The organism is Ekhidna sp. (assembly GCF_040220215.1).
In the GTDB taxonomy this organism is placed as follows: Bacteria; Bacteroidota; Bacteroidia; order Cytophagales; family Cyclobacteriaceae; genus Ekhidna.
Genome location: NZ_JAVJTR010000009.1, coordinates 50,303 through 75,553 on the forward strand (window position 1 = coordinate 50,303; position 25,251 = coordinate 75,553).

The following is a 25,251-nucleotide window of genomic DNA, read 5'->3' on the forward strand; positions in this document are numbered from 1 at the left end:
TAAATACTTAGTCTGCAACCACCTTCACCTGGATAGGGTGGTGTACTTCTTTGTGTAAATCAAGAACCGCAGTGTATTCACCAAGCTCTTTGATTTTTTGTTCAAAAGAAATTCGTTTTCTGTCTACTTCATGCCCCTCTGCTGCCAATGCTTCTGCAACCTGAATTGGAGTGATAGCCCCAAAGATTTTACCGCTTTCTCCAGCTTTGGTTTTGATCTCAACAGTCAACTCACCAATTTTCTTGGCAATTTCTTCAGCATCTTTCTTAGCCTTTTCTGCCTTGTGAGCGGCCTGACGAATATTTTCGCTGATCATTTTTTTGTTAGAATCACTTGCGATGATCGCCATCCCACGAGGGATTAGATAATTTCTGCCATATCCCGGCTTTACATCAACAGTATCGTTTCTGTAGCCCAGTCCTTGTATATCTTCTCTTAGTATTACTTCCATGTCAGTACTTATTTAAGGGAATCTCCAACATATGGCATCAACGCAAGATGTCTCGATCTTTTGATCGCCTGAGACACTTTTCTTTGATACTTCAAACTTGTACCTGTAAGTCTTCGAGGAAGGATCTTACCTTGCTCGTTTACAAACTTTAGCAAGAAATCAGGATCTTTATAGTCGATGTACTTGATGCCGTTCTTCTTGAATCGGCAGTACTTATCCTTCTTCTGCTCTCTGTTTATTGGTTCGTTCTGTAATGTCATTTGGCTGCCTCCTTCTTAGTTTCTTTCTTCTTGTTGAATTCGCCTTTCTTTCTACGCTCGTTATAAATAACTGCGTGCTTGTCCAATGTGGTGGTGAGAAATCTCATCACTGCTTCATCTCTCCTGTACTCTGTCTCTAGCTTAGCGATTAACTCAGGCTCTGATCGGAATTCAAACAGCTGGTAAAACCCGGTGGTTTTATGCTGAATAGGGTAGGCAAGTTTGCGTAATCCCCAGTTCTCTTCGTTAACGAGCTCTGCGCCGTTATCAGTTAGAACTTTCTTGAATTTTCCGACAGTATCCTTCATCTGAGCTTCAGACAAAACGGGAGTCAAAATGAATACCGTCTCATAATTCTTTGTCATGTGTAAATAAATTAAGAACTAATATTTTAAAAAATGAGGTGCAAAAGTAAGTAATTATCAAGAATTGACAACCCTAAGCATGAGTATATTTAAACTTAATGGGCGTCCGGGCGGGCTATCGGCTATATCTCCTCTGCTTTGCTACGGAGGATGCCGCCTCTATCCCTGACGCAGGTCTGATTTAAAACCCGTTCTTGTGGGTGGCTCGAACTTTACTTTACCATAAAGCTGCCCTTACCCATCAGGTAGTCATCGGTATAGACTTCCACCTTATGCTGACCAATCGCGTAATCACTCCCTTTGGTATATAAAAAGGTAACCAACTGGTTATTTCGATCATAGAGAATTTCTTGCTTAGCGGTATAGAACATCTCTCTTTTTTCAAAAGTGAAAGAGCCTGATCCTCTGGTCACATCAAAAAGGACATTACCATCCGGGGCGATCACACGTAGAAGCAATTCCTTCCCCTCTATTGGAGCAATTTCATTTTCCACTACTGTAAATTGAATTTTAAGTTGCTCAATATGTCGATTTCGATATTCGCCTCCATCCCTTTCTTTTCCATTGTCGTTTATGGCATTGATGCGCATATCTTCGATCTCTAGTCTGGAGGCTACAGCTACCTTACTGGCTAGTTCCTGTTTGTTTTGCTCCAATTGCTGTACAGTTTGATTCAATTGATTTTTCTCAACCTTAAGCGTGGTGTTTTCCTCGGCAAGTTGATCATTCAAAACTTTCAATTGCTTAATTTCTTCATCCTTGATTAGCAATAGTTCCTTGTATCCATCTACTCTATTATTCAGCTTGGCTATCTGGCCTCTTTGATATTGAGCATCCACCAGCAATTGTTTTTTATCAGCCTCTAATTGAGCTTTAATAGCTTCCAAAGTATCTACTTCACCGCCTAATTCCCTGATTGCTTGAATTCGTATATCTAGCTCATTTCCAACAGAATCGAGTTTAGCTTGGGTTAATAAGATTTCTTGGAATTGCCTTTCTTTCTCCCCCTCAAGTTGTCGGTTTTGATAATAGAAAAAGACGACAGCAGCTAAGAGCAAAAATGTTATGACAATAAAAACAGGTGTTCTGTTTTTCTTAGGCTTCATGTAATCTGGCTGATCTGCTGATTTATTTTCTTCCATGCTTATTTGAATTATAGACGGCAAAAGTAGGGAAATGCCTCTTCTTTAAAAATGCAATGTAAAATGCTGTTTAGGCATTTGAATGAAAGGAAAAATGAGACCCGCTTGAAATATATCAACGGTAAGGCTGAATCTCTCATCTTTCACAATCCGGTTCCAACTTTGATGCATATCTTTTGACCAATAAATATCATGCACAACAATGCATTTAATAGATGCGCAATGTGACATGATTGATTCTATGCAAAAATCAACTGCATCAGACCGATGGTCGGCATCCATGAAACACAATTCTGGTTGTAGCTTAACCAAAATCTGCTCAAATACTTCTTGAATGGTGCCTTGCTTGATCTCAATTTTTTGTTGCAAAAGTTTAGAGAATTGTTCCGTGGCAAAGGATGCGATGATTGGGGATGCCTCAATGGTAACTACTTTATTTACCCTTTCAGGTCCGGCCAGATAGAGGGCATTTATTCCAAGCGATGTGCCTGTTTCCAATACAGTTTCAACGTTAAGGTATTCAATTAGGCGATGTAAAAAGGCGGAGAATTTTGGTGTGCTTAAAGAGGTTTTAGCTATTGAACTTATAGTTCTCCTATAATTTTCATTGTTTTTTAAGTCGAATAGATCAACGACATCATGGTTGCGATAAAGCTCTTTTCTTAGCTTTTCAATATTATCAAGACGGAACCTCCCTGCTGGCTTTATGACTTTATTGAACAATTCAAATAGGAAGGGTGAATGAAGTGAATGAGGACCAACGGCCCGAAAAAGATAACGGATGAAACTTATTAGTCTAAACCAGAAAAGGGAAAGCAATGGTTAATTAAGTTTGAAAGGAACCACCATTAAAAATTCAGGAATTTCAACATTGAAGAGTCGACCATCAATGATTCGTTCCATGATGTAGTAGCCCTTCATTTTTCCAATTCCTGATTTAAGATTGCAACCTGATACATACTGGTGAATCTCACCAGGCTCAAGTACCGGCTGCTTACCAACAACCCCATCCCCATCCACTTCATGCGTGGGATGTGTGGCATCAATTATATCCCAATGCCTGGCTTTAAGTTGTACAGTATTGTTGGAATTATTTTCAATGGTAATGCGATATGTAAACACAAAGTGATCATGTGCTGGTTGCGAATGCTCCGGCTGATAGTTCGTTTCCACTGAAACTTTGATGCCTTTGGTTACTCCAGTTGTCATATCTTGGCGGACAATTTAATAGAAATTTTTATTTTACCAATTACCCGATTGAGATATCCGAATGACTGTTAAGATTGAATCAAGTTGGAAAAGCCATCTGGAGCCCGAATTTGAAAAGGATTACTTTAAAAGCTTGGTGTCTTTTTTAAGAGATGAATATGCAACCAAAACTATCTATCCACCGGGTTCTAAAATATTCAATGCATTTGATCATTGTCCTTTTCAAAAGTTAAAAGTGGTTATTGTAGGTCAGGATCCTTATCATGGTCCCGGACAGGCCAATGGTCTGTGTTTTTCAGTTGCAGATGGAGTGAGACAACCACCTTCTCTTCAGAATATATTCAAAGAGGTACAAAAAGATCTGGGACAACCTGTTCCACAATCTGGCAATCTGGAAAGGTGGGCCGATCAGGGAGTGTTGCTACTCAATGCCACACTTACCGTAGAAGCCAGAAAAGCCGGATCACACCAAAACAGAGGATGGGAGCAGTTTACTGATACTGTACTTCAACTTGTTTCTGACAAAAAAGAAAACATTGTATTTATACTATGGGGGGCTTATGCTCAAAAGAAAGGAGCTTTTTTGGATCAGCAGAAACACCTGATTCTAAAATCACCACATCCATCACCATTTTCTGCTCATTCTGGTTTTTTTGGAAGCAAACCATTCTCCAGAGCCAACCAATACCTGTCATCAAAGGGTCTTACACCCATAAATTGGTAATTTTACGTTATTAATACTGAGCGGTGATATTTGCTGGTCTAGAAAAGCGAAATATGAGAGTAATTAAAGGAGTGATTGTATTGTTGATAATGCTGGTTAGCATTGCCGGATGCAAAAAAGATGATGGAATAAGCGTTCCTTTAAGGAACGAAGTGAACGAATTCATCTGGTTTGCTATGGAAGCCTATTATTACTGGGAGGCTGAGGTACCAGACTTGTCAAGGGAAAGATACCCTACTTATAATGCACTATATTCATTTTTAAATAGATTTGATCAACCTGAAAGCTTGTTTGAACATCTACTCGTCGAAAAAGATAGATTCTCGTGGATTGTAGATGACTATGAGGAGTTGGAAAACTCTTTTCAGGGTGTATCTAAGTCATTTGGCTATGAGTTGGGACTAGTTAGGATCGCGACTGGGAGTGATGACATTATGGGGTATGTGAAGTACGTTGTTCCAAATGGTCCGGCAAAGAACAGTGGTTTAGAGCGAGGTGATATTTTCACTGAAGTGAATGGAACCAAACTGACTGTTAACAATTACATTTCGTTGCTTTTTGAAAGAGATAGCTATACTATTACGCTATCCGAAATTAGAAATGACACTATTTCTTCAACTGGTGAAGAAGTGACCTTAAATGCAGTTGAGCTAACAGAAAACCCAATTTTTAAATCTCAGGTATTTGAAATAGAGGGCCTGAAAGTTGGATATCTGATGTATAACCAGTTCATCAACAACAACACTTATCATGAAGAGTTGAACAATGTTTTTGGACAGTTCAGGAATCAATCCATTTCAGATTTGGTATTGGATTTAAGATATAATGGTGGTGGATCCCTAACAACATCTCGAATACTTGCATCAATGATCTATGGTGCAGCAACCGTTAACCATGTTTTAGGTACAATTGTATACAATGATAATCTTGCTCAGTTTAACACAGATCTTGAGTTTTTTGATAAGATTCCTGTCTATAATAACGATGGTGTAATAACCTCAACATTGCCAATGAATCGATTGAGTATCAATCGAATTTTTATTCTAACCAGTGGGAGTAGTGCTTCTGCATCTGAGTTTGTAATTGCAGGGTTAATGCCCTACATGGATGTCACGTTAATAGGAACAACTACTGTTGGTAAAAATGTCGCCTCAGCTACTCTTTATGATTCAGAAGATAATCAAAAATCCACCTCTTTAAATCCGAATCATAAGTACGCCATTCAGCCCATAATAAGCCAACTAGCTAATTCTGATGGATTTAGCGATTACATTGACGGACTTGAACCAAATGTTGAAGTAAATGAAGTTGATTACCTGGAAGATTTACCCCCGATAGGTGCTTCAGACGAACCTTTGCTTGCGGAAGCTCTAGCCATAATTACAGGTGTAGCAAGGGTTGAGAGGGTTAATGATAGTGGAAGAGAAGAATTTGCAGGTACTGAAGTAATGAAACCTCAAAACACGATTTTACTTGATGAGGCTGATATGCCTGCAGTTATGCGAGAGCATTTAATCCGACCCAATCAATAAATCAAGAAAGGCACCAGACTGAGGTGCCTTTCTTCTTACATTCAAACGTATTTGGCAATTTTATTCAATTCCATCGAACAATCTGGCCCACCTGATTTTATTAAGGAAGCTGGCGTTGGTGTCATAAGACATCCAGATGAATGAAGCTTCACCCACAATGTTATCTTCGGGCACAAAACCCCAATAGCGGGAATCATCAGAAGCATGTCGGTTATCACCCATCATGAAGTAGTAGTCTTTTTTGAATGTATACTCCGAAAGCTCTTCACCATTCACTGTCAACTTATCTATGTCAATTTCAACAGACTCATTACCTTCATAGTTAAAGATTGTCGAACCGTACATTGCTAGATTTTCTTCATTGACCGCTATGGTCATTCCTCGTGCAGGCACGGTTAAAGGTCCAAAAAAGTCCCTGTTCCATTGAAAATATCTTGCATCCGGAAAGATGTTCTGCTCAGATCTATCTTCCGGAACTAATTGACGTGTAACACTTTCTACAAAAGGAAGTTTTTCAAATTCTGCTGCCACGGATTCTGGCATCAAAACAGAATACCCTTCCGGATATCGGGTCACACTGTTGTACGGATTAATATCTAAATTTTCAAATATCCTTTCGCGAATAGATTCATTTGTTCTTACGAAGTATTCGTGTTGCATCAATGGAGGATTTTCCTGCTCTTCTCCATTTACGTACACCTGAGTCGCTTTTATTTCTATGGTTTCTCCAGCGATCGCAACACATCTTTTAATGTAGTGTGTTTTCAAGTCCATCGGGTGATATGCTCCGCTGCTTCTTTGATTGTAGTGGTCATCCACCGGATAATTAAATACCACTACATCATTTCTTTCCACTTTTCCTAGCGACGGAAGACGTAGACTTGGAAGTGAAACACCCGGGATATAAGATGGAATTTCAGTACCCCAAATCGTCTGGTGTGTCAATGGTACTTGCAAAGGGGTCTGAGGTGTTCGAGGGCCATACTCTGCTTTACTAACGAAAAGGAAGTCACCAACCAAAAGTGAACGCTCCATGGAACCGGTTGGAATTACATAGGCCTCCATAAAAATCCAGCGAACGAATGTGGCGCAAAACACGGCGAATACTATTGCTTCAAACCATTCTTTTCCAAATGACTTTTTAGGCTTTGGGATATCTGTTGCTTTGTCTATGTACTTCGTATCTGACCAGGCGATATAGTTCATATAAATAGGAGCAAAGACGACTCCTAGCACCTGATCTAAATAGGTGTATTTACCAAAAGACTTCATCAAGTCCAAATGCATAGTTAATCCGACAAAGAAGTTGATCACCGGGACGAAAAGCAGTACTACCCACCATTTTGGCCTCCCAACGATTTCCAGATGGATGTAATAGTTGAGAATTGGAACAAAACCTTTCCAGCCTTCTTTACCTGCTTTTTCGAAGAATTTGTAATAGGCAGTGCCTTGAAGTACGTACCATAAAATGAGGAACGTAATTACAAAAACCGGATTAAAATCGTGAAAATACATATGGTTAGTTATCGTTTATAAAATCTGACATGGTGAAAACACCTTTCTTCTTATGAATCCATTCTCCAACTTTTACAACGCCTTCAGCAAAAACGCTTCGATCATGTGCGGTGTGGGTGATTTCAATAGATTCTAAAGGTGACGAATAGCTTACGGTATGTGTACCCGGTACGTTGGGAATTCGCTCGGAAACTATTCCTAGTTTTTTATGGTCGGCAGATTCTACATTTATCCAGCCCACAAAGGATGGTTGAGAGGAAATAATTCCTTCTGCCAGAGTAATCGCAGTTCCACTTGGACTATCTTTTTTTTCAGTGTGGTGTACCTCTTTTAGTGATGGTTTGAAATTCAAATGAGCCATTTTATCAGCTAGCCATTTATTCAATTCAAAAAACAGATTAACTCCAATGCTGAAATTAGAGGCATAAAGAAAGGTGCCATCTTTTTCCTGACACAATTGCTTAATATCGGAAAGTTTTTCTGTCCATCCGGTTGTGCCTGATATCACGGGAATGTTGTGATCCAAACAGTAGGAGAGGTTATCAAATGCGGATTCAGGTTGCGTAAACTCAATAGCAACATCTGTATTGGAAGAGGTCATTTCTGTAAGATCCTCTGAAGATTTCACCACGATAGAAATATTGTGACCTTTCTCACGAGCTATTTTCTCTATGGTTTTACCCATTTTACCGTACCCAATCAATGAAATATTCATTTCCTAAAACTTCAGAACGAATGACAATCCGATCGCCTGCGAAAATAATGGAGTTGGCTGAATAGAAGGCTCTATTCCAAGTGCAAGTTTATCATTTACTTTGAATTCTTCTAAATGTGCCGATACATGGGCATCTACGATTTGGAGAATGTAAAATGCAGAACCTACAATGATCAGCATGTCCCGGTTTCTTCGAAAAACGTCCCTGTTTCTAATCAATGCATTCTCAGTAGTAACTATTGATTTAAAAGGATTGCTTTCCGGATCTCTTGCTGTTATCAAAGCTGCATTTCTTAGGCTGTGGTATACCTTATTATTGTAATCGATAAAATGGGCAAATGTGATAACACCGGCCAAAACGATGGGCACTTTCCAGTATTGCTTATTGTACACCTGCCCCATGCCGGGAAATACAGCAGAAAGCAAAGCAGCCCTTTGAGGGTCAAGACTTGACACTTCTTCGAAAAGCTCAGCATCTTCATCAGCCTTTGCAAAGGTTGAGTCATCGATCAGAATAGGCTTATCCTGTGCGTATGTAATCAAAGTGTAGCCTGAGAAAGCAAGAACGAACAGTAAACTTTTCATCATCTGGTGATTGCTTTACAAAGTTCGCGCCTAAACCTCAATTATCAGGGAGATTTCTACAAAGATTTATTTTCAAATGAGTTCTTAGTGACTAAACATCCAGGATTTCCAATATCCGATTCAAATCATCCGTAGAACTAAAAGGAATTTTGATCTCTCCTTTGTTTTGCTCATTTGATTTAATGGCAATCTTAGATCCAAAATGGGAGGAAAGCTTGCTTTGAAGCTTTTTTATTTCCGGATCAACCTCCACAGATTTTGGAGCTTTATCTTCTTTCTTTCCACTTGACCTTACCAACTCCTCTACTTTTCTTACCGAAAGGTCTTGCCTGATGATTTGGTTGAAGATGTCCAGTTGAAGAGATACATCATCAATGGAGATTAAAGCTCGCGCATGACCCATACTCAACTTCCCGTCACGGAGTGAAATTTGAATATCCGGTGGTAGTTTCAACAAACGCAAGTAGTTGGTAACCGTACTTCTGTTTTTACCCACACGGTCACCAAGTTCTTCTTGCTTCAAGTCACACTCTGCCAAGAGTCGTTGATAACTCAATGCTATTTCAATCGCATTTAAATTCTCACGCTGAATATTTTCGATCAGGGCCATTTCCAGCATTTGCTGGTCATCAGCTATCCTGATATAAGCGGGAATAGCTTTTAGTCCGGCTTTCTTGCTTGCTTGAAGTCTTCGCTCCCCGGAAATGAGTTGAAACTGATTTGCGCTAAGTGCGCGGACAGTGATGGGTTGAATAATTCCCTGAACTTTAATTGATTCAGCCAGATCATTCAAAGCTTCTTCGTCGAAATCAGACCGTGGCTGCCATGGATTGGCTTCTATTTTTGAGATTTCTATCTCACTGATAGCGCCCCTGGGTGTAGCTCCGGAACCACTTATTTTTTCCTTCTCTCCAGAATCCTCCAGAAGAGCACCAAGACCTCTTCCTAAGCCGGACCTTTTCTTGAATTTACTTTCTGCCATGTTCTCTTCAGGCTGCTTTTACTTCGTTTCTAACTAAAATTTCTTTGGCCAGGTTAAGGTAGCTAATGGATCCTTTGCTATCAGCATCATGTGTTATGGCCGGCATGCCGAATCCCGGAGATTCGCTTAGCTTAATATTTCTAGGGATCATGGTGCTAAACACCATTGACTCAAAATGCATTTTCACTTCTTCAACCACCTGATTGGCTAAGTTCAATCTAACATCATACATTGTTAGTAGGATGCCTTCAATTTCCAAATCCTGATTCAGTCTGGTCTGGATGATTTTGATTGTGTTGAGAAGTTTACCTAAACCTTCCAAAGCAAAATATTCGCACTGAACAGGAACGATCACAGAATCTGATGCTGTCAATGCATTAATGGTAATCAAACCCAGGGAGGGAGAGCAGTCGATAATGATAAAATCGTAATCGTCACGCACTTCAGCAAGAGCTAGTTTCATCTTCTCCTCGCGCTCCTCAATGTTTACCATCTCCACTTCTGCTCCTACCAAATCGATATGAGATGGAAGAAGGTCTAAGAATTTGATTTGGGTATCCACGATGCTCTCTTTGGCGCTTGCTCCATCGACCATGCATTCATAAATACTCACTTCTACGCTTTTTGGATCTACACCCACACCGGATGTGGCGTTAGCTTGTGGGTCAGCATCCACAATTAATGTTTTGAATTCGAGAGCTGCAAGGCTTGCCGCCAGGTTTATTGCAGTGGTTGTTTTGCCAACTCCTCCTTTTTGATTTGCGACAGAAATGATCTTACCCATATAAATTTTCTTTAGAAATGTGATTTTAGGTAGTGTAAAGGACACAAATATATCCAACCTATTCTCAAGATAGTCATGTTGTGAATAACTTGTGTAAAAAAGAAAAACCTTGATTTATTTACGTAGAACCAAGGTTTTTAGTGTGGTTATCAACAACCTATTTTTTCTTTTTGAGTCAAAACACATGATGGTTTAGAAACGATTTACTATCAAGAACTTCCATTTCAGAAAAGTAAAAGTCACTCAGGTCTTCTGTCACGATACACGAACACCCTGCCTCAATTGCGGCATAGTACTGAAAGCCATCTTCCAGATCATTTATTTTTGGATTGTCGAGAGCTTTGCTAACGGCATTTTCAGTAATAACAGCCAGATTAATTTTATCCTTAAGAATCGATATTTTTTTTCGGGCTGTTTGTGTTCCGCTTTTTTTGGAGGCAAAATAAAAGCCAATAGCCAGGCACAAACTGGATGTATAAAGCTCGAATTTGGAAGATTCGGATAGGCTTAAGACACGTGAAGAATAGGTAAAAATTGGATATTCTTTGTTGAGTGTGGCCACAAGAATATTGGCATCAAGAAAGACCTTCACTTTTTGCGACTTTCGTAAAAAACCTTTTTCATAGATTTAGAAGACTTCTTGTATTCGATCTCACCTTCTGCTATCTGATGAACCCAGTCAGCAACGGGTAATTCTTCCAATGATTTATAGTTCTTGGATGCTATTTGCCGATAAAGAAACTCTGTGAGCCTAGATAAACTAATATTATGACTTTCGGCAAACTGCTTTGCTGAATCAATGGCTGACTTGTCAAAACTCAAAGTAACTTTTGCATCCATATAAATGACTTATACGTCAAAAGTAAAAAATGTTTACGTAAAAAGAAAAACCTTGATTTATTTACTTAGAACCAAGGTTTTTAGTGTGGTTATCAACAACCTATTTTTTCTTTTTACTCTTTTTCTGAGCTTCCTGATTGGCCTTCATCGCATCTTCCAGTCTCTGCTGAAATTTCGACTTCTTCTTGTTGGAGTTCTTTTTCTTGTTTTCCTGTAGTAAGGCGTGAATCTTATCCTCATCGATAATCTTACGGAAGAGCATGGTCTGCCCGAAGGTTACCATGTTGGACACAAAATAGTAGAAAGTAAGACCGGATGCGTAGCTGTTCAAGACAAACAAGAACATGATCGGCATCATATACTGAAGAGTTTTCATTGGCCCTTGTACCGTTGTGATCTGACTGTTACTCCATGTATAAAGAATGGTTGAAAGTGTCATGAGTAGGGTGAATAAACTTACGTGATCTCCATAGAAAGGAATTTCAAATGGAAGTCTAAGCACACTATCATAGGTAGACAAATCATGTGCCCATAAAAATGACTGTTGTCTTAATTCTACCGCATTGGGAAAGAAGAAGAACAATGAGAATAGAATTGGCATTTGTAGCAACATTGGAATACATCCGCTAACAGGATTGATCCCAACCTGCTGATACAACTTCATTTGTTCTTGCTGGGCTTTTTGCATGTCTCCGTCATGCTTAGCTTTGATCTCATCTAACTCAGGCTTCATTGCCCGCATCTTAGCCATAGACATGTGAGATTTCCAGGTTAGCGGAGCGAGAATAATTCGAATAACCACTACAATAATCAAAATGATGATTCCGTAGTTGGTAAAGAATCGCTCTAGAAAGTGAAAAATCGGAATGATTAAATACTTATTCACGAGTGGGAGAGGACCCCATCCCATATCCAGGTTTTCTTCAAATTCAGGTGCTACCTTCTTAAGTATGTCGTAATTGTTAGATCCGAAATAGTAGCGAGCACCAAATCCATTTGCAAAATCTGAATATGGAATCAGCATCTGCATAGAGAGGTTTTTAACAGAGGTCGTATCTCCGAAATCTACAGTCTGACTCACATATCCGGATCGGAAAGATGAATTTGCAATGATAGCGGCTGTGAAGAATTTTTGCTTAAAAGAAACCCACTTCACCAGCTCTCCAAGCGTTTCGTCTTCGAACTCATTGCTTCGTTCTGCTAGTTCATCATAATCGCCGTTTTCCAGATAATATCGAACGTTACTGTTATACCGACCATCTTCGAGATTGTTCTCTGCCCGGTTGATGGCATGGTTCCAGTTGTAGTTGACATCTGTTGGGTTCAGAACCGTATTCAGGTTTTTACTTTCAATGCTATAAGCAACTTCAAAGCCTTTTGCAGGGAGAAGGTATTTTTGGATAATGGAGAAACTGCCATTACTCAATACATATGAAATCTGTGTTGTGTCTCCACCAATTTTCGTGATGTTAGGTACAAATGTCAGGTCTGAAAGGTTTACCTTTTTTCCATTATGATCTACAATAAGGTCTGACTTTGATTTAGACCCATCTACCAGAACCAGAGGATTACCTAAATAGTCCTTATGCTTTTTAAGAACTACTTCTTTAATTCTACCACCCTGATTAGTGAGCGTTAATATGAGCTCATCATTCTCTATGGTTTTTGTCGAGGCTGTCCCACTAGCGGCAAACGCAAAGTCTCCATATTTCTGAGTGTTCAGCGTTGCTTGTGCTGAATCAGAGATTGCGGGGAGTGTTGAAGTGATGTTAGCTGTATCCGATGAGGTAGCTTCAGCTACTGTTTCGGCTATTGGTTCTTCCTGAGTGGTTAACAGTTCCGGAGCGGGCGGCTCTGGAGCAAACCATGTAAAATAAACTGCCAATAAGGCAAACATTAGGATTAGTCCTATAAATTGATTTCTGTCCATTTATTTAGAATTAGATCGCCTGACTTTTCTTCAAATCCAGGGATGCTTTTACAAATTTCACAAAAAGAGGGTGCGGATCCATTACGGTTGATTTTAGCTCGGGGTGATACTGTGTTCCTACGAACCAAGGGTGATCTTTGATCTCCATAATTTCAACCAGATTTGTGTCCGGGTTGATACCGGTAGCAATCATGCCGGCATTCTCAAAATCTTCCAGATACTTGTTATTAAACTCATATCTATGACGGTGACGTTCCATGATTTTCTTTGTTCCGTAAGCTCCGTACGCCTTACTTCCTTTTTTTAGGTCGCAAACATAAGCTCCAAGTCGCATCGTACCACCCTTATTTTTGATGTTTTTCTGACTTTCCATCAGGTCGATGACCGGGTAGGAGGTTTTTGACATTTCTGTGCTGTTGGCTTTTTTACTACCAATTACATTTCTGGCGAATTCAATAACCGCACATTGCATGCCAAGGCAAATTCCAAAGAAGGGTATTTTATTCTCACGGGCATATTGAACCGCATAGATTTTACCTTCAATACCACGCTCACCAAACCCTGGAGCTACCAAAATTCCATCCAGTCCACTCAGCTCTTTATGTACATTTTCACCATCCAATTCTTCAGCATGTATCCAGTTTAGATTCACCTTACATTCGTTGGCTGCTCCGGCGTGAATGAATGATTCTGCAATGGATTTATAGGCATCCTGCAATTCAACATACTTACCTACCAGTCCTATGGTCACAGAATCGGTTGGATTCTTAAGCCGTCCAAGAAACTCCTTCCACTTGTCAATCTTCGGCTCCTTCTTGTAAGGCATCTTGAATTTGGTCAGGACTCGCTCATCCAGCTTTTCCTTTCTCATCAGAATAGGAACATCATAAATGGTAGGAGCATCCAATGCTTCAATAACGGAATTGATAGGAACATTACAGAACAATGCAAGCTTTTTCCTGATTTCCTGTGTTATGTGATACTCCGATCGACATACCAGGATGTCAGGTTGAATCCCAGCTTCCAGAAGTTCTTTTACGGAGTGCTGAGTGGGCTTTGTCTTCAACTCACCTGAGGCCTTCAAATAGGGGATTAGAGTCAGGTGAATGGAAATGCTATTTGAAGGACCTAGTTCAAACTTTGCCTGACGAACCGCTTCAATAAATGGTAACGATTCGATATCACCAACACAGCCTCCTATTTCAGTAATTACAATATCGTATTTTCCGGTTTCCCCAAGTTTGTAGATATTGTTTTTGATCTCGTCCGTGATGTGAGGGATAACCTGAACAGTCTTCCCTAAAAATTCTCCCTGTCGCTCTTTCTGAATGACATTATAATAGATTCGTCCTGTGGTGACATTGTTTGCCTGCGAAGTTTCTATACTAAGAAACCGCTCGTAGTGGCCGAGATCCAAATCTGTTTCCGCTCCGTCATTGGTCACATAGCACTCCCCATGCTCGTAAGGGTTTAAAGTCCCGGGATCAATATTGATATAGGGATCAAATTTTTGAATGGTTACGGATAATCCCCTGGCTTGTAGTAGCTTACCGAGAGATGCTGCGATGATTCCCTTGCCGAGGGATGATGTTACACCGCCCGTAACAAAGATGTATTTCGTTTTAGACATGAAGAGCGTTTTCCTTTTTCTCGTTACGGGACGCAAAGGTAGGTTTTTATTCTTTTAAGTAACCGATTATTTAAAAGGAATACGATAAGAAATTGAAGCGCCGAAATAACCGATTGGATCAACCTCAATAAATTCTCCAGGTAATTGTACCGGAATGCTATACGTATAACTAAACAGGAAATAGAAAGAACCTGTTTTTAATGATAAAGGAAGTGTAAAAGCATAGTTCAAAATTCCAAATTCATTGCTGTCTATATATTCTGTAACCTCATACCCTTCATTAACAATCTGTTGAAGAGCCACCTGATCTTCATCGGACAAGTTCGCGGAATTACGTAAATCTAAAAGCAATTGGTTTCTGGTGTCTTCAGTAATGGAGCCATTCCTATAGGCCCTGATGATTATAGTACCAACGTATTTTTTTTGTTCATCAGTCAGGTTTGCAAAGGTTGTCAACCTAAGTATACGATCTGCATTCCGGTCACTAATCTCACGGTTTGAAATCCTTAGTTGAGTGATATCACTATTACCGATCATCATACTTGCCGAAGGATATAAGTTGATGCTTTTAAAAATCCACCATTTACCCAGATTTATGGTTCCAGTGATATTTGGGATAATCCTGTTGGCAGTCTCTTCTCCGAAAAGAAGGGAATAATCAACTGATGCAAATCCCCATTTGAAATCATAGCTAATTGAGCTACCTACTGAATATGTAAGTGGGTTATCTGAAGAGTCCTTTGGATTGTAAAACCATCTTTCCGCATCTATGGTGTAGCTCCAATTCGGGTTGTTGAAAGTGCCTAAATATCCTACTGAGAATACCGTGGGGTTATAGTTGGGTTCTATCCCACTATTCCAGTAACCAGCTAAGTCACTATAGAAGCCGGATTTATGATAATAGGAAAGGCCTGGAGAGATACCGGATTGGCTAATTTCATAATCCCTGCCGGCACTGGTTACATTAGTAGTGAATCCAAACCTGATATTAAGCTCACTTTTCGGTTTGATATCGAGCGTAAACAAGCTGTCAATCAAATTGAAAATAGATAAAGAATCCATTTCCTCTTCAATGGCTTTTAGCTGCTCGGCATAGCTTAGCGTATCCTGGGATTTGGAAGTAAAGGCTAATAGGAGCAGCACCAATATGGTGACTGTTCGATGCATCAGGTAGGGTAAGTTGGTTTAATTTCGTCGATCCTTCAGACGACCGTCATTCCTTTGCTGTTTTTGACGTTTCATTTGTTCCGCCCTTATTCTTCTCAGCAACATTTCCTTGAAATCATTTTCTGCTTTCCTCAGGTTGTTAAGCTGTCTTGTGGAAATGACCTTCAGAATACGATCTGAATAGGCTCGTTCAAGTTTAAGCTGTCGTTCTTTTACCTGGTTAGCCATCTCTAGCATCTTTTTGTTCTCTTCTTCGGATGCTTTATTGGGGTCGAAGCTTTTTCTGGCATTGTCAAAATCACGCCTGATTTCCTGTCGTTGCTTTCCAAACTCCCTGTAAATAGGCCAAAATTTCTCAGCCTGTTCCGGGGTTAATTCTAGACGCTCAGTGATCAAAGCAATCTTGGCAGCCTCTATTTTCTCCAGTGCCTCAGGGCTTTGAGCCAAAGTACTGAGGCAAGCAAAAAGGCCAATTAATGTCAGTAATTTTTTCATCTTTATAAGTATTCGTATTCTAAATCATATTCTAAAAGCACATCATCAATGGCTTGGTCATCCATATCTATTCCATCCAAAACATTTGTGTCTTCGAAATCAAAGATCTCGTCATCGCCTTCAAAAGCACTTGCAAGCTCATATTCATCTAACTCCACCACATCGAGATAGGCAATCAGCTCATCTTGCGAAACCTCAGCAAGCAATTCTTCAGCGGTAGGATCACCATCAGGAATAATAAAAACATACGCGATAATGAAGAGCAGTGATACCGCCATTGCAAGACTCCAGGCAGTGCGTTTACTTCTACTCACAGGAGTTTCCACTTGAATTCTTTTCTGAATTCTCATGGGCAAATCTTCAAAGTAGCCATCTGGCACTTTGAATTGCTCCTTTTTGTCGATATCGTCAAGTTTATACTTCATCACGTACTCCTTAGATTATAATAATTTTAAAAGGTTTAATCACCATTAATAAAATCTTCAATTTTTTTCACGGCATGATGGTAATTTGCTTTCAAAGCCCCAACACTTGTCCCGGTGATCTCAGCTATATCCGTAAATTTCATCTCATCAAAATATTTCATATTAAAAACCAGACGCTGTTTATCAGGAAGCTTTAAAAGCGCCTTATTAAGTTTCATCTGAACTTCATCTCCTGTTGGTTCCAAACTACTGGTTAGCTTTTCAGTCAATTCACCTTCCAGATCATGTATAGGTATAAAAAACCTACGCTTCTTCTTTTTCAAAAAATTCAAACACTCATTGGTAGCAATGCGATAAACCCATGTATATAGTTTTGAATCCTCTCGAAACTTCCCGAGGTTTTTCCAGACTTTAACGAAAATCTCTTGCACCAAATCATCTGCGTCATCATGATCGATTACCATTTTTCTTACATGCCAGTAGATTCTTTCCTGATACTCACGCACCAGAAGATTGAACCCGTAATTTCGAGTCTCATCATTCCGAATCTTTGCTATAATTTGTTCTTCCAATGTACTTCAGGTGGATTCCATCACTTAGATGTTAAAGTTAGTTGATGGTTTAATTTTAGATGTGATTTATTATCATAACGTAACCTTTCTTTAAGGTATGTTGTTACATCTAATGTAATTGTATTTATTTTGTTTGTTAATTTAAGTGTATGGGTATCTCAGAAGACATCAAACAGGAAAAGTTTAATAGTGAATATGAAAAGACTATTATTAATATTATTTATACGAATGCATGGCTCCACCAACAGCAACTTCAACTCTTTAAGTCACACGGGCTTACTACGCCACAATACAATATCCTGAGAATTCTGAGAGGGCAGTATCCCAAACCTGCCACCGTTAATCTATTGATCGATCGCATGCTGGATAAAAGCTCTAACGCATCCAGAATTGTTGATAAGCTGGAACAAAAGGGCTTAGTGAAAAGAAAACAATGCTCCGAAGACAGGAGAGCTGTGGACGTATTAATTTCAGAAAAGGGCTTGAATTTACTGGAGGTAATGGACGTGAAAATGACAGAATGGGAGAGAGGAAGCAGTAAGTTAACTGAGAAGGAAGCTGCTACTTTAAACTCCCTTCTCGATAAGATGAGGAGTTAACCTAAGTCTTTAAGCGTCTCCAAAATGCCTGCAACAGCACCTTTCTTGCGGATAATCATCAAAGGAATGCTATCATTTATTCGGATCATCCTTTCTGATTTACTACCAATAAACAAAGCTGAAGTTGCTGTTCTTCCTTTTGCACCCATGACAATCATATCCACTTTCTTTTGAGCAGCAGCTTTTAGGATTAGGTCAATGACCTTTCCATCCTTATCGAGGGTGGTGACAGGAATAAGTTCCTGTTCTTGTTTCTGAGCTTTTTTGATTAATACCTCCAGGTCTTTAATAGCATGGCCTTTCATGATCTCAGAGAAATCCTGATATGACTTGCCGGAATATCTATAACTAGATGGTACTGTATAGACGTTTTGAAGATAGATTTTGGATTTCAAATCCTTTGTCAAAAGAAGTGTACGCTTCAATGAAAGAGCTGAATAATCTGAGAAGTCTACCGGGATAAATATTTTATCAAACTTTAATTTCTCACCTTGAGGTATAACCAGCAGGTTGCACGGAGATCTTCTGGCGATACGTGTACTTAAAACAGAGTCGCTTACTTTTTTTCGTCCAAGGACGATCAAATCTGAATTGATTTCATTAGCGGCATTGAGTATCTCCTTGGTTTCGCCTCCCTGCCTAACCATTATTTTAGTTGGAACGTCACACTTAAAATGCTTCTTGATCAACCCCTTGATTTCGTTCCTTCGCTCTTCCAATGCTTTGTCCAGTAAATCCGGAAATTCTTTTAGTACAGAATCGGGAAGATTAAAATCCTTGATGATGTTTAGAAATGTGATCTGAGTGGTGCCGGCGATTTTGCTTAAAGCGCATGCGTTCTCAATAAGGCCTTGATCCATGTCCGTATGGTCTAGGCAAACAATTACTTTTTTTAGTGGTGCGATCAATGCTCTGGGTGTTTATTTAAGTGCAAAGGTATAGTTGAATAAACTTTCATCAATATTTAAATTCTCTTTTTCAAAATATTTTTTCTTTAAATATTCATGTTGAGAAATTAATACTATGAATAGCCCAAAAAGTTTCACCTAATCAGAATATTATTCTATTTTTTCTAATAAATCACATACCATTTCTACAGATTCCTTTGAATGAGTTGGGAAATTTGCAAAACGGATATGATTTTTCTTATGCGGACCATACCCTGTGCCGAGGATGATGTCTCTTTTTTCAAAAAATTGAATAAACTTTTCAGGATCATTTGTTTTTGCAACGATCGTTGTTTTGGATCGATGGTCCTTGGAGGCTACAAAATGATCTAACAGCTGATGATTTTCGATCGCCTGATTGAGAATAGCAGCCTTATAGGTGGTGTCATTCCTCATGCGCTGAACGCCGGCTTGTAGTATATCCTGTGCGATTTTACCTAACAAGTAGATGAACAGCATGTTAGGTGTTTCAGGTGTTTGATTTTTATCACCAAATTTCTTGAGGTTAGGAAGAGCCCGGTATGAACCGATAGATGTATTGTTTGCTCTTTTAAGCGCAACTTCTTGGCATTTTTCGTTTGCGATCCAAACACCCAAACCAGGTGGTAGCCCAAAGGCTTTTTGAACGGAGAAATAGGCTGTATCCACCTGACTTAAATCTATTGGAAGCGAAGGAGTGGCACTTACTATATCAAGTGCAATTAATTTATCAGGATTTTTTTTTCTTAAGGATGCAATTTCTTCCTCTAAAAAACTATGCCCTACACTCGTTTCATTTTTCGTAATCCCAATCAGTTCTGCTTCTTCGGGAATTCCCCAATTGGTAAAAGCTGCCCCATCTTCAACTTTCGTTATTGTGCTTGTTTTATTGTAGGATAGCGCAAAATCGTAAAACTTTTGACTGAATGATCCATTCACAAAATGATGTGAGTTTTGATCTACCAGGTTTTGAATGATTCTATCCCAGGCTTCATTCGCAGAGTTGAGAAAGTAGATGTTATAACCATTGGGTATTTCTAAGAGCTCCTTTAGCGCAGCAGTGGTTTCCTCCACAACTCCAATAAATGTACTGCTTCGATGAGAAATAGAAGGAATATCAAGAAACAGTGCTTTTTTGAGATGCTCTTCAAAAGTGTAGAACAGTTGAGCAGGACCGGGGGTGAAGTAGATTTTGTTAGACATAAAAAAAGCTCTTTTAAGAAAGAGCAATTTAAATTTTAAAAGATGAATAAGTGATTTTTACACCCTTGTTTCCATCCATTTAAATGTTCTGTTTATGATCTTCAATGCCAACTTGATTTTTTTGACACTGATCATTTCCCTTGATTCGTCATACATGGTCACACCATCAGCAAACAGCAGAACCTGTGGGTATTCATTGATTACTCCGGCCATATCTGTTACTACCTCATTAATGTCTTTTTCCTTCATGACATCAAGCATATAGAGATCCAGATTTTCCGGAGAAATAGTCCAATCTCTTTCCAATTGTTCGAGGGCATGTGTGCTTTCCGGAGATGAAGGCCGGTGCTTAAAAATTAGCGCAGGCTTCTCTCTCGAATTCTCTACCAATTGGTCGAATTGATCTTTAGTACTAAGCGATTTCCAATTAAGCGGATAACTCATTATTTACAATTTAGCTTATAAACGTCAAAATAAGCTCCTTAGGTTGGGTGGTTTTATCTAAAATTTGCTTTAAACTTAATATAAAACTCTGAATCTAATGGTGCCTTTTATCAATTTCAGGTCTTTTATTACCTCTTCATCATAGTTCTTATCTATATCCGTAATAACGTACCCGATAATATCATTAGTCTTTAAGTATTGACCTCCAATATTGATGCCATGTTTTGCGAGTACATTATTAATGTCCGCCAATACCCCCGGCTCGTTTTTATGTATATGAATAAAACGATGAGCTTGGCTGAGGCTAGGTAAAGTAATGTTTGGAAAATTCACACTGTTAGTCGTCGAACCTGTATTGATGTATTCGATGATTTTTGATGGAACAAAATCAGCAATATTTTCCTGTGCTTCCAGTGTGCTACCGCCTACATGAGGAGTTAGAATCGTGTTCCTGAGGCCCATAAGTGGGGATTTGAACGGATGATCATTGCTCAATGGCTCTTCCGGGAAAACATCGACACTCGCGCCATGAATCTTACCATTATCTATATATTTTTTAAGCGCATCAATGTCTACAATGTGACCTCTGCTTAGGTTAATGAATACCACCCCATCTTTCATTTGACCGAACTCCTTATCTCCAATCATCCACTCATTTTCTGATCTTCCATCCACATGGATGCTCACCACATGCGAAGTGCTAAGAAGTTCTTCCAATGTTGAGCAAGGGTTTGCATTACCTAATCCCAACTTTTCTTCCAAATCGAAGTATTGGACATTCATGCCTATTGATTCCGCTAAAACAGACAATTGGGAGCCGATTTTACCATATCCGATTATCCCAAGTGTTTTTCCCCTTACTTCAAAACTTCCAGAGGCTGATTTGTTCCATTTCCCCTGATGCATTTGATTCATTTTATCTGGAAGGTTTCTCATCAACAAAATGATCTCTGCAAGAGCAAGCTCCACTACGGAACGAGTATTTGAAAAGGGAGCATTAAAAACGGCGACACCTTTTCGCTGCGCAGCTACTAAATCTATTTGATTAGTGCCGATACAAAAAGCTCCAATAGACAATAGTCTTTTGGCATTTTCAAGTACTTTTCTGGTTACAATCGTTTTGGAGCGAATGCCTAAGACACTCACATCCTTGACGGCTTCCGCAAGTTCATCTTCAGTCATGCCGGAAGGATAAACTTCTACCTGATAGCCTTCCTTTCTCAGTCTTTGGATAGCCCCATCATGAATATTCTCTAATAAAAGTGCCTTTATTCTATTTTTAGGATAGGAGTGGGCTCTTTCCAGCTTCTGAGTAAATAAAAACTCATCTAGCGAAGGAGCTTCATGGTCCGCTTCGCTCAGGATTTTCTCTCTTCGCACATTCTCCGTAAAAGCATAAAACTTGTGCGCAAGACCGGCCTTTTTTATTTCATAATCTGTAAATCCATCACCAAGCACAAACACTTCTCCATCCAGTTTCAGACTTTCAATTTGTTTAGGTTTCCCGTTGTTGCCTGATAGTATATTGTTTTCATCAAAGCCTATAATATTTCCATCTGTGTCATATTCAAACTCATTCGCATAAACATGGGTGGATTTTATGCCCAGCTTTTCAACAATTGGAACAATGAAATCTTTGAAGCCATTTGAGACAATGTAAATCTGTTCCCGGTACTTATTGATGAACTCAGTGTTTCGCTGAAAAGACGGTGAGACCAATTTACTGAGTCGTTCTACCAATTCAGGCAAATCTTTTTGGTTAGCCTGAAGGATATCAATGCGTCTCTTCAGTGATTCGCGAAACGAAATTCCTCCTTCCATTCCCTGATCAGTAATAGTCTTTATTTCCTCAATGGCTTTCGATCGATTTTCGTTATCCTTGAGAGAGATTTCAGCTAGTACATCCAATGCCTCTACTTGCGTAAATGTGCTATCAAAATCAATAATAAAATATTTGATTTGCTTCATTGATTAAACGGATAAGCATCAAAAATAGAACATGCAAAAGCTCCAAGGCACCTTATTTTTTATTTTCTTTTTCTTGAGTGTTTTCGCTAACGCTCAATCTTATGAAAAGCTTCACTATTTAATTGATAGCATCGTCTATGAAGCGATAAACCAGGAGGCTTTTCCCGGGTGCGTTGTATATGCAAGCAAGGCTGACAGTCTATTCTTTCTGAAATCATACGGACATCATACTTATGATTCGATAAGGCGAGTTGCCGTCAACGATATTTATGATTTAGCCTCCATTACCAAAGTTGTCGGAGGTACACTAGCGATGATGAAACTATATGAAGATGATCACATTGATCTGGAAGACGAAATCAGAGATCATATTGATAAGCTGGGTAGAAAAGTAGGACGCGTGACCTTCAGGGAGGCATTAGCTCATCAAGGAGGACTTTACCCTTGGATTCCATATCATCAGGAATCCAGGAGGAAGAACGGAAAGTTTAGAAACCGAACCGTTTCAGATCAATTAGATGAGGACTATCCATTTCCACTTTCTGACAGCCTGTATCTGCACAGCGATTTTTATTCGAGAATTAAAAAGATGATTCGAAAAAGTGATGTTTCAGATGAAAAAAAGTATCGCTACTCAGGCTTATTTTTTTACCTCATTCCTGAGTTGGTGAAAAATCTGACGGATACTTCCTATCAGACATATTTGGAGACTCATTTTTATGAACCATTACAGGCAAGTACCCTAACCTTCAATCCACTTGAGAAGTTTGCCCGGGAGCAGATCGTCCCAACAGAAATTGATACGTTTTTTCGGATGGAGCCGATACACGGGAAAGTGCACGATGAGGGGGCGATCATGATGAAGGGAATTTCCGGAAATGCGGGGCTTTTTAGTAATGCTGAAGATCTAGCCAAAGTATTTAATCTGTTTATCAATAATGGAAAGGTTGATTCTGTAGTATTATTAAAGCCACAAACCATACAACTATTTACTACTGCTCAATATCCAAACAATCAAAATAGAAGAGGGCTTGGTTTTGATATGCCATTGCTGGAGTATGACTCTATTCGAAGCAGTGTGGCGAGAAGCGCAAGCTTTAGAAGTTTTGGTCACACAGGCTACACGGGGACGCTTGCCTGGGGCGACCCTGAAAATGAGTTGATTTTCGTTTTCCTCACCAATCGGGTTTACCCGTCCAGAACAAAGCGAGCACTTTACGAACTCAACGTGCGACCAAGCATTCATCAGGTTCTATATGATTACCTCAACGGAGGCCTAAGGGAAAATACTGACCCTGTCGAAATCACCAAATAAACAATTGGTTTTAGTTATTTAAAATAATTCTAAATAAGGTGAATTTTTTGATTTTATTCATAATTAAGATCCTGAAATACAACACCTTACAAAAGCATAGTAAGTAAGTGGGTAGTAGGGTAAAAACCCACCTTTGAAAAACAACAACCCAATGTTACTTTTGTACGCGTTTGATCTCAAGCCATCGGAATACATGTTTAAAACAACACCGAATCTAACCCGAATATTTCTGAGCCTTGCTTTAGGAATATTTATCACCCTGAGTCTTAAAGCTCAGGAAATACCCACTGACGAAAGCGTAATTGCTGCAGGGGAATCTACCTTCAAGACTAACTGTACAACTTGTCATAGAATTTGGGAAGTACGAATTGGTCCAGCGCTTAATAACGTAACTGAGCGCAGATCGGTTGAGTGGCTGAACTCCTGGATTAAAAACTCACAGGCAATGATTGCCGATGGGGATCCTGAAGCAGTAGCTCTTTACGAAGAATACAATCAAACTTTGATGCAGGCATTTCCATTCAGTGACCAGCAGGTCATGGAGATTCTTGCCTATATAAATGCTGAAACAGCAAAAGGCCCACCTCCCCCTGATCCTGGTGATACTGGGAATGTAGGAGATGAAGGTAGTGATTCTATTTCATCATCTTATTTAATGGCCATCATCATCATTTTGGTGGTTGTATTAGCACTCGCGGTTGTAGCGCTGATCATTGCCGCCAGAACGCTTGTTAAGCATCTTAAGGATGTTAAGGGCTTAGATGAAGCAGAGCAGGAAGTGGTTTCGCAGCAATTTGATGTTGGAGCATTTCTGAAGAGCAACAATTTTGTTGGCCTGGTGATATTCGTTTTCACAATCATTGTTTTGAAAACGTTGATTGATGGCGCATTCACAATAGGTGTACAGCAAGGTTATCAACCAACACAGCCGATTGCATTCTCTCATGAATTGCATGCCGGACAATACGAAATTGATTGTCAGTATTGTCACACAGGTGTGAACAAGTCAAAATCAGCAAACATCCCTTCTCCAAACATTTGTATGAATTGTCACTCACAAATCAAGAATGTTGGAGGACAAGATGGGGTTTCAGATGAAATTGCAAAAATCTACGCAGCGATCGATTATGATCCTGCGACTCAGACATACGGTACAGACACTAAACCAATAGAGTGGGTGAGGGTTCACAATCTACCTGATTTAGCATATTTCAATCATTCACAGCACGTCAATGTAGCTGATCTTGAGTGCGAAACATGCCACGGCCCAATCAAGGAAATGGAAGTGGTGTATCAATACTCCAGCCTTACCATGGGATGGTGTATCAATTGTCACAGAGAAACTGATGTAAATACGAAAGGAAACGAATATTATGACAAGCTTGTGAAGCTTCACTCTGAGCAAAGCAAGGAGCCGATGAAAGTTGAAGATATCGGTGGGTTGGAATGTGCTAAATGTCACTATTAATATTC

General features: G+C 39.5%; 28 protein-coding genes. 5 read left to right on the forward strand and 23 right to left on the reverse strand.

Going from position 1 to position 25,251, the window contains the following annotated elements; translation table 11 throughout:
- Nucleotides 1–7 precede the first annotated feature (7 nt).
- The 6 genes from rplI to apaG all read right to left on the reverse strand — a co-directional run bounded on the left by rplI (nucleotide 8) and on the right by apaG (nucleotide 3,427).
- Nucleotides 8–451 (reverse strand): 50S ribosomal protein L9, encoded by a 444-nt coding sequence (gene rplI, locus RIC88_RS02000; RefSeq protein WP_350215754.1) that lies wholly within the window; start codon nucleotides 449–451, stop codon nucleotides 8–10.
- An 8-nt stretch (nucleotides 452–459) separates the two neighbouring features.
- The gene (gene rpsR, locus RIC88_RS02005) at nucleotides 460–711 is read right to left on the reverse strand and encodes a 30S ribosomal protein S18 (protein WP_348277622.1); all 252 of its coding nucleotides are present in this window, start codon (nucleotides 709–711) and stop codon (nucleotides 460–462) included.
- A complete protein-coding gene (gene rpsF, locus RIC88_RS02010) occupies nucleotides 708–1,076 on the reverse strand; it encodes a 30S ribosomal protein S6 (RefSeq protein ID WP_350215755.1) in 369 nt (122 codons plus the stop codon). The genes rpsR and rpsF overlap by 4 nt, the downstream gene beginning before the upstream one ends.
- Nucleotides 1,077–1,288: 212 nt before the next feature.
- The gene (locus RIC88_RS02015) at nucleotides 1,289–2,218 is read right to left on the reverse strand and encodes a coiled-coil domain-containing protein (protein WP_350215756.1); all 930 of its coding nucleotides are present in this window, start codon (nucleotides 2,216–2,218) and stop codon (nucleotides 1,289–1,291) included.
- A gap of 45 nt (nucleotides 2,219–2,263) precedes the next feature.
- On the reverse strand, nucleotides 2,264–2,941 hold the full coding sequence (locus RIC88_RS02020; protein WP_350215757.1) for an O-methyltransferase: 678 nt from the start codon (nucleotides 2,939–2,941) through the stop codon (nucleotides 2,264–2,266).
- A 99-nt stretch (nucleotides 2,942–3,040) separates the two neighbouring features.
- On the reverse strand, nucleotides 3,041–3,427 hold the full coding sequence (gene apaG / locus RIC88_RS02025) for a Co2+/Mg2+ efflux facilitator ApaG/CorD (RefSeq protein WP_350215758.1): 387 nt from the start codon (nucleotides 3,425–3,427) through the stop codon (nucleotides 3,041–3,043).
- Between the two features lie 61 nt (nucleotides 3,428–3,488).
- On the opposite strand from apaG, the gene RIC88_RS02030 reads away from it, so the two are divergent.
- Both RIC88_RS02030 and RIC88_RS02035 read left to right on the forward strand, forming a co-directional pair.
- Entirely contained in the window at nucleotides 3,489–4,151 is a 663-nt protein-coding gene (locus RIC88_RS02030; protein ID WP_350215759.1) for a uracil-DNA glycosylase, read from the forward strand.
- A 53-nt stretch (nucleotides 4,152–4,204) separates the two neighbouring features.
- Entirely contained in the window at nucleotides 4,205–5,683 is a 1,479-nt protein-coding gene (locus tag RIC88_RS02035) for a GFO_1087 family putative carboxy terminal peptidase (protein WP_350215760.1), read from the forward strand.
- Between the two features lie 60 nt (nucleotides 5,684–5,743).
- Here the strand turns inward: RIC88_RS02035 and lepB are convergent, their stop codons facing one another.
- From lepB to RIC88_RS02100, 13 genes are all read right to left on the reverse strand, one after another.
- Nucleotides 5,744–7,198 (reverse strand): signal peptidase I, encoded by a 1,455-nt coding sequence (gene lepB / locus RIC88_RS02040; protein WP_350215761.1) that lies wholly within the window; start codon nucleotides 7,196–7,198, stop codon nucleotides 5,744–5,746.
- A 4-nt stretch (nucleotides 7,199–7,202) separates the two neighbouring features.
- On the reverse strand, nucleotides 7,203–7,913 hold the full coding sequence (gene dapB / locus RIC88_RS02045; protein ID WP_350215762.1) for a 4-hydroxy-tetrahydrodipicolinate reductase: 711 nt from the start codon (nucleotides 7,911–7,913) through the stop codon (nucleotides 7,203–7,205).
- A 3-nt stretch (nucleotides 7,914–7,916) separates the two neighbouring features.
- Entirely contained in the window at nucleotides 7,917–8,498 is a 582-nt protein-coding gene (locus RIC88_RS02050; RefSeq protein ID WP_350215763.1) for a DUF5683 domain-containing protein, read from the reverse strand.
- A gap of 91 nt (nucleotides 8,499–8,589) precedes the next feature.
- A complete protein-coding gene (locus tag RIC88_RS02055) occupies nucleotides 8,590–9,480 on the reverse strand; it encodes a ParB/RepB/Spo0J family partition protein (protein ID WP_350215764.1) in 891 nt (296 codons plus the stop codon).
- 7 nt (nucleotides 9,481–9,487) lie between these two features.
- The gene (locus RIC88_RS02060) at nucleotides 9,488–10,264 is read right to left on the reverse strand and encodes a ParA family protein (protein WP_350215765.1); all 777 of its coding nucleotides are present in this window, start codon (nucleotides 10,262–10,264) and stop codon (nucleotides 9,488–9,490) included.
- 175 nt (nucleotides 10,265–10,439) lie between these two features.
- Nucleotides 10,440–10,856, reverse strand: a complete 417-nt coding sequence (locus RIC88_RS02065) for a PIN domain-containing protein (RefSeq protein WP_350215766.1) — start codon at nucleotides 10,854–10,856, stop codon at nucleotides 10,440–10,442.
- Entirely contained in the window at nucleotides 10,853–11,104 is a 252-nt protein-coding gene (locus RIC88_RS02070; RefSeq protein ID WP_350215767.1) for a DUF6364 family protein, read from the reverse strand. The genes RIC88_RS02065 and RIC88_RS02070 overlap by 4 nt, the downstream gene beginning before the upstream one ends.
- Before the next feature lie 100 nt (nucleotides 11,105–11,204).
- A complete protein-coding gene (yidC, locus tag RIC88_RS02075) occupies nucleotides 11,205–13,034 on the reverse strand; it encodes a membrane protein insertase YidC (RefSeq protein WP_350215768.1) in 1,830 nt (609 codons plus the stop codon).
- A gap of 10 nt (nucleotides 13,035–13,044) precedes the next feature.
- On the reverse strand, nucleotides 13,045–14,664 hold the full coding sequence (gene pyrG / locus RIC88_RS02080; protein WP_350215769.1) for a CTP synthase: 1,620 nt from the start codon (nucleotides 14,662–14,664) through the stop codon (nucleotides 13,045–13,047).
- Between the two features lie 66 nt (nucleotides 14,665–14,730).
- Nucleotides 14,731–15,831 (reverse strand): TorF family putative porin, encoded by a 1,101-nt coding sequence (locus RIC88_RS02085; RefSeq protein WP_350215770.1) that lies wholly within the window; start codon nucleotides 15,829–15,831, stop codon nucleotides 14,731–14,733.
- Between the two features lie 18 nt (nucleotides 15,832–15,849).
- Nucleotides 15,850–16,326, reverse strand: a complete 477-nt coding sequence (locus tag RIC88_RS02090) for a hypothetical protein (RefSeq protein WP_350215771.1) — start codon at nucleotides 16,324–16,326, stop codon at nucleotides 15,850–15,852.
- Nucleotides 16,327–16,328: 2 nt separating this feature from the next.
- Nucleotides 16,329–16,751 carry a hypothetical protein gene (locus RIC88_RS02095; RefSeq protein ID WP_350215772.1) on the reverse strand — a complete coding sequence of 141 codons (423 nt, stop codon included), beginning with the start codon at nucleotides 16,749–16,751 and terminating at the stop codon, nucleotides 16,329–16,331.
- Between the two features lie 35 nt (nucleotides 16,752–16,786).
- A complete protein-coding gene (locus RIC88_RS02100; protein WP_350215773.1) occupies nucleotides 16,787–17,323 on the reverse strand; it encodes an RNA polymerase sigma factor in 537 nt (178 codons plus the stop codon).
- Between the two features lie 149 nt (nucleotides 17,324–17,472).
- On the opposite strand from RIC88_RS02100, the gene RIC88_RS02105 reads away from it, so the two are divergent.
- Nucleotides 17,473–17,922 carry a MarR family winged helix-turn-helix transcriptional regulator gene (locus RIC88_RS02105; protein WP_350215774.1) on the forward strand — a complete coding sequence of 150 codons (450 nt, stop codon included), beginning with the start codon at nucleotides 17,473–17,475 and terminating at the stop codon, nucleotides 17,920–17,922.
- Here the strand turns inward: RIC88_RS02105 and RIC88_RS02110 are convergent.
- The 4 genes from RIC88_RS02110 to serA all read right to left on the reverse strand — a co-directional run bounded on the left by RIC88_RS02110 (nucleotide 17,919) and on the right by serA (nucleotide 22,463).
- Entirely contained in the window at nucleotides 17,919–18,830 is a 912-nt protein-coding gene (locus tag RIC88_RS02110; RefSeq protein WP_350215775.1) for a universal stress protein, read from the reverse strand. The two genes, RIC88_RS02105 and RIC88_RS02110, sit on opposite strands and share 4 nt — an antisense overlap.
- A 150-nt stretch (nucleotides 18,831–18,980) precedes the next feature.
- Complete coding sequence (locus RIC88_RS02115) at nucleotides 18,981–20,051, reverse strand: aminotransferase class V-fold PLP-dependent enzyme (RefSeq protein WP_350215776.1); 1,071 nt, start codon at nucleotides 20,049–20,051, stop codon at nucleotides 18,981–18,983.
- Nucleotides 20,052–20,108: 57 nt separating this feature from the next.
- Entirely contained in the window at nucleotides 20,109–20,495 is a 387-nt protein-coding gene (locus tag RIC88_RS02120) for a monothiol bacilliredoxin BrxC family protein (protein WP_350215777.1), read from the reverse strand.
- 75 nt (nucleotides 20,496–20,570) lie between these two features.
- A complete protein-coding gene (gene serA / locus RIC88_RS02125; protein WP_350215778.1) occupies nucleotides 20,571–22,463 on the reverse strand; it encodes a phosphoglycerate dehydrogenase in 1,893 nt (630 codons plus the stop codon).
- Between the two features lie 31 nt (nucleotides 22,464–22,494).
- On the opposite strand from serA, the gene RIC88_RS02130 reads away from it, so the two are divergent.
- Together RIC88_RS02130 and RIC88_RS02135 are read left to right on the forward strand one after the other, a co-directional pair.
- Entirely contained in the window at nucleotides 22,495–23,778 is a 1,284-nt protein-coding gene (locus RIC88_RS02130) for a serine hydrolase domain-containing protein (RefSeq protein ID WP_350215779.1), read from the forward strand.
- Nucleotides 23,779–23,929: 151 nt separating this feature from the next.
- Nucleotides 23,930–25,246 (forward strand): cytochrome c3 family protein, encoded by a 1,317-nt coding sequence (locus RIC88_RS02135; RefSeq protein WP_350215780.1) that lies wholly within the window; start codon nucleotides 23,930–23,932, stop codon nucleotides 25,244–25,246.
- The last annotated feature ends 5 nt before the right edge of the window (nucleotides 25,247–25,251 follow it).